The organism is Desulfobaculum sp. (assembly GCF_054921475.1).
In genome coordinates, this window is sequence record NZ_JBUDSW010000245.1 from 1 (window position 1) to 5,266 (window position 5,266).

4 protein-coding genes are annotated in these 5,266 nt (G+C 62.2%); 3 read left to right on the top strand and 1 reads right to left on the bottom strand.

Annotated features, from left to right (window positions below; all coding sequences use genetic code 11):
• Positions 1-85: 85 nt before the first annotated feature.
• Positions 86-565, bottom strand: a complete 480-nt coding sequence (locus ACY69P_RS13680) for an SMP-30/gluconolactonase/LRE family protein (protein ID WP_462327874.1) — start codon at positions 563-565, stop codon at positions 86-88.
• An 83-nt stretch (positions 566-648) separates the two neighbouring features.
• On the opposite strand from ACY69P_RS13680, the gene ACY69P_RS13685 reads away from it, so the two are divergent.
• The 3 genes from ACY69P_RS13685 (at position 649) to ACY69P_RS13695 (ending at position 5,173) form a co-directional block, all read left to right on the top strand.
• On the top strand, positions 649-1,572 hold the full coding sequence (locus tag ACY69P_RS13685) for a LysR substrate-binding domain-containing protein (RefSeq protein ID WP_462327875.1): 924 nt from the start codon (positions 649-651) through the stop codon (positions 1,570-1,572).
• A 51-nt stretch (positions 1,573-1,623) separates the two neighbouring features.
• Positions 1,624-2,922, top strand: a complete 1,299-nt coding sequence (locus tag ACY69P_RS13690; protein WP_462327876.1) for an alkaline phosphatase family protein — start codon at positions 1,624-1,626, stop codon at positions 2,920-2,922.
• Between the two features lie 106 nt (positions 2,923-3,028).
• Complete coding sequence (locus tag ACY69P_RS13695) at positions 3,029-5,173, top strand: ATP-dependent helicase (RefSeq protein WP_462327877.1); 2,145 nt, start codon at positions 3,029-3,031, stop codon at positions 5,171-5,173.
• Positions 5,174-5,266: the final 93 nt, after the last annotated feature.

Sequence of the window (5,266 nt, forward strand, 5' to 3'; positions counted from 1 at the left end):
GCGAGAGATTTTAAGTCTCTTGTGTCTACCTGTTCCACCACCCGGGCATGTGCGGCTTTTGTCTATACCGATGGGTGGCGTGGCGTCAATGTTTTCTGGTGATTGGTAACAGCCTCGCGCGGCTGATGGTGTGGATGGCACCGGTTGGACGGGCGAGGATGAGATTGCCGTCGCGGTCTGTGATCATGTCACTGATGGGGCCTGCCTCGGTGGTGATGCGTCGCGTCACTCCATGTGCGCTCACGGCCCAGATGCTTCCGGTTGCTGTGCCTACATACACTGTGCGCTGAAGGTCAACGGCAATGGCGCTTGCTTCGGCGGGCAGGCCGGTGGCGAGGACCGTGCGGGAGGTGTCCTGCCATGCACATTCGAGGCGTCCGGTTTTGGGCTGGAGGGTGTAGATGACGCCTCGGGCGTCCATGGTTATGAGGGCTTCCTCACTAGCGTGTGCCTGGCCGGGCAGGGTTAGGATGGACAGCAGCGCCAGCCCCAGCGCAAGGGCCAACACTGCGGTGCGGCGGGGGATTGATTCGTGAAAAAGCATGTTTGATATGTTTTGCGACATGGTTTCCTCCTTGGTTCATGGTATGGATACCAATATGAGGTTTCCGGCACGAGCGGTCCAATATCGGCTTCGCATGAATCAAGATGTGGAGGATATCAGCGGTGGAGCACCGTCACTTACGTTATTTTTTGGCTGTTGCTGAGGAGCTGCATTTCGGGCGCGCGGCGAAGCGCCTGAATATGTCTCAGCCGCCGCTCAGTCAGCAGATCCGGCAGCTGGAGGAAGAGCTTGGGGTTGCGCTGTTTACGCGGACGAGCAGACAGGTGGAGCTGACGCGGGCTGGGGAGGTGTTTCAGGCGGAAGTGGTGGATATTCTGTCTTCTGTGGAGCGGGCGGTGCAGCGCGTTCGCAGTGTGGGCGCGGGCAAGGAGGGGGAGCTTCGTCTTGGGGCGGTGGTCCGGATGTATTTGACGTCCATCCCGTTGGCGCTGCGTAAATATCACAATGAGTTCCCCAATGTGTCGCTGCATCTCAAGGATTGTTCCACGGCAAAGCAGCTTCGGCTGATGCGCGAAAAGCGTCTTGATATCGGCTGCGTGAGCTATGTGCCCGAGGGCGACACGCTCTTTGAGAGCACGCTGCTCAACAAGGGATGCGTGGGGCAGTCCGTTGTGTTGCCGGAGGGGCACCCCCTTGCGGGGCGTGATGAGGTATCGCTTCAGGACTTAGATGGCGAACCGATGATTATGTTCCCCCGCTGCCAGCACCCGCAGTGGCACGACGCCATCCACGACGCCATGCATGGCGCAGGCGTGGAGATGAACGTTGTGCAGGTTGTGGAGCGGGTCCAGACGGGCCTTGCGCTGGTGGCAAGCGGACTTGGCTATACCATCCATTACCGACCGCTTCCTTTTGGTGAGACGCCGGGAATCGTGGTCCGTCCACTACGGGAGCACTTGCCCAGCCCCTCGTTGTGGCTGGTGTGGCGCAGCGACGAAAGGGACCCGTTGGTCCGGCGTTTTGTGGACATCGTCAAGGAGTGCAGCGCGGCGCACCCGATGTGCTAGCGTGGCACTTTCGTCCTGCCGGGGGCTGTGGTACGTCCCCATGCCATGCAGATGAATCAACGAAGACGAGTAGTCGTTCTTGGCCTCGACGGCATGCCTTTGGAGCTGTTGCGCACGCTGTCACGCCAGGGCGTGACGCCGAACCTTGCGCGCATTGCCCTGTCGGGCCATGTCACCAGCATGCGGGTGGAGCTTCCGGAGCTTTCACCCGTCAACTGGACGTCCTTTGCCACGGGCGCGGGTCCGGAGACGCATGGCGTCTTTGGCTTCACGCGCATTGATCCGGCGACCTATTCCATTGCCATCACCGACGCCACAGCGGTGCGCACGCCCACCATTTTTGATGCCCTTGGCGAGCGCGGGTTGACCTCTCGCGTGGTGAACCTGCCAAACACCTACCCGGCGCGGCCTCTACGCGGGATGATGGTGGCGGGCTTTGTGGCGCCGGAGTTGTCGCGGGCCGTGTTTCCGCCGTTTTTGGCAGGACAGCTGGCGGGCATGGGCTACCGGTTGGAGGCCGACACCGTGCGCGGGAAGGATGACCCGGAAGTGCTCCTTGCCGAGCTCTCGGCCACGTTGGACTCCCGCCTTGCCGCGTTGGATTTGTTCTGGCGCGACCTTGCGTGGGACGCGTTTGTCTTTGTGCTGACGGAGACGGACCGTCTGTTCCATTTTTTGTATCCCGCCTTGGAGGACGAGGGGCACGCGCTTCATACGCCATGCCGCGAGCTGATGCGGCAGTTAGACCGCGGTGCCGGGGCGCTGCTGGAGCGGTTTGACGCGCTCCCGGAGCCAAAACGCCTGCTTGTGATGGCTGACCATGGCTTCACGGCCCTTGAGACGGAAGTGGACATGAATTCATGGCTTATGGCCCATGGGTTTTTGCAGGTGGAGGGCCAACCCCTCTCGGAGCTTGATGGCACCGGCATTGGCGCGGCGTCGCGGGCCTTTGCCCTTGACCCGGGGCGCATTTATCTCCACACGGCGGAGCGCTTTGGCCGTGGGCGGCTGCTTCCTGCGGATGCGCTGCGCGTGCGTGAGGAGCTGCGGACCATGCTGCTGGATATGCGCTACAAGGGCCGCCCGGTGCTGCGCGCCGTGCACCTGCGTGAGGAGCTGTATAACGGCCCCCTCAGCGCCAGTGCGCCGGACCTTGTGTGCGAACCTATGCCCGGCATGAGCCTGACGGCCAAGTTTGACGGGCGCGAGGTGTTTGGGTTCCACGGACGGCGCGGCACGCATACGGCGGATGGCGCTGTGGTGTATGACAGCCTAGGCAGCCCTGCGGCCTCCCCGCGCGAGGTGGGGCAACAGGTGCTGGACTTTTTTGGGGCCAGAACGCAGTATTGACGCCCGTCCTGCCATGCCGCGCAGGACCGCCCCCCGGCGCTGCGCGCGCCGTCCACACAGGCACGGCCACACCGCCGCAACAACGACACCACCGCATTTGGATACTATGATAGATTTCAAGAACGAATTGAATCCGGCCCAGCTTGAGGCCGTGGAGACGCTGACGGGGCCGGTGCTGGTCATCGCCGGCGCAGGCTCCGGCAAGACGCGCACCATCGTCTACCGCATGGCCAACATTGTGCAGAGTGGCTACGCGCCGGAGAGCATTCTGCTGCTCACCTTCACCCGCAAGGCCGCCCAGGAGATGTTAAGCCGCGCAGGGACCCTGCTGGGTGAGCAGGGCCTGTGGGGCGTGACGGGTGGAACCTTCCATTCCTTTGCCTACGGCTGGCTGCGCCGCTACGCCGAGGCGCTGGGCGCGGCCAACGGCCTGACGGTCATGGACCAGTCCGACGCCGAAGGCATCGTGCGCGACCTCAAGAACGACATGCGCCTTGGCAAGGGCGACCGCTCCTTCCCCAAACGCAGCACGCTTCTTGGCCTCATCAGCAAAAGCCGCAACAAGGAACAGCCCCTCTCGGACATCCTGCGCAACGAGGCCTTCCACCTCGCCAAGTACGAGGAGGAGTTCGACCGCCTCGCCAAGGGGTACTCCCATTTTAAGCAAAAGCACGGTCTGTTGGACTACGACGACCTGCTCTTTGGGCTGGAGCGCCTGCTGCGCGAGCACGAACCCGCGCGGGACATGCTCCGCTCCCGTTACAAGTTCATCATGGTGGACGAGTTTCAGGATACCAACCTTGTGCAGGCGCGCATTGTGAAGCTGCTTGCCGGGGAGGGCGGCAACGTTATGGCCGTTGGCGACGATGCGCAGTCCATCTATGCCTTCCGCGGCGCGAACGTGCGCAATATTTTGGACTTTCCGAATCAGTTCCCGGGGACCAAGGTCGTCCGGTTGGAACAGAACTACCGCTCGGCCCAGCCGGTGCTGGACCTGACCAACGCCATCTTGGAACAGGCGGAGGTGAAGTTCCGCAAGAATTTGTTCTCGGATATTCCGGATGGCCCGAAGCCGCAGATTATCCGGACGCTGTCGGATAAGTCGCAGGCCAATACCGTGCTCAACAAGGTGCTGGAACTCTCCAAAAAGTACCCCCTGCACGAGATTGCGGTGCTGTTCCGCGCGGGCTACCACTCCTACCCCGTGGAAGTGGCGCTGAACAAGGTGGGCGTGAAGTTCCAGAAATTTGGCGGGCTGAAGTTCTCCGAAGCCGCGCATATTAAGGACGTGTTGGCCTATTTGCGCCTTGCCCAGAATGCGACGGATATTCCCTCGTGGCAGCGTGTACTGTCGCATATCAAGGGCGTGGGGCCGAAGACCGTTACCAAGATTTATACCGCCGTCATGACCGGAAATGACGGCTACCTTGCCACGGTCCGCAAGCGGTGGACCGAGGTCGGCGAAACGCTGGAATTCCTCGACACGCAGCGCGCCCTTGGCGGTACGCCGTCGGCCATGCTGGCCCGCGCGCTGGAGTTCTATGAGCCGATTCTGGAGCGCCGCTACCCGGACGACTACCCCCGCCGCAAGTCGGGCCTTGAGGAACTGGAGCGCATCGCGACCCAGTACAAGGACATGGAGGCCTTCCTCGGCGACATCAGCCTTGAGAATCCGCAGGATGACGACGAGCGGGGCAAGGAGGACACCCTTGTCCTGTCCACGGTGCATTCGGCCAAGGGGCTGGAGTGGTCGGCTGTGCTGGTCATTGACCTTGTGCAGGACCGGTTCCCGTCCCGCCATGCGCTCAATAGCTCCGATGAGCTTGAGGAGGAGCGCCGCCTGATGTACGTGGCCTGCACCCGCGCCAAGAAGTACCTTGGCCTGTTTGTGCCCGCCACCATCTACAACCAGTACAACCACACCAGCGAGCCCGCGCTGGAGAGTCCGTTTCTGACGGAGCTGCCCGAGCGGACCTTTGAGGCGTGGCGCGAGAACTTCTCCGGCAGCATCAGCCAGATGAAGACGCCGCAGCCCGCCATGGCCGCCGCTCCCAGCGCCGGGGCAGAACCTGCCGCGGCTGACGCCGGAGGCGAAACGCGCCCGGTGTCGCCCAAGAAGCTGGGCTACTGCCGCCATAAGATCTTTGGCCGGGGCAAGATTGTGGCCGCCGTATCCGACGACAAATACCGGGTGAATTTCCCGGGCTTTGGCCTCAAGGTCATCATGGCGAACTTTTTGACCTTTGAATAAGTGTTGCTGCCGCGTTGTCGGCAGGACCGTGTGAGACTGATTCAGCGCCCCGCGCCACCTGCTCGGGGCGCTTTTTTACGCCATAAATTCGGC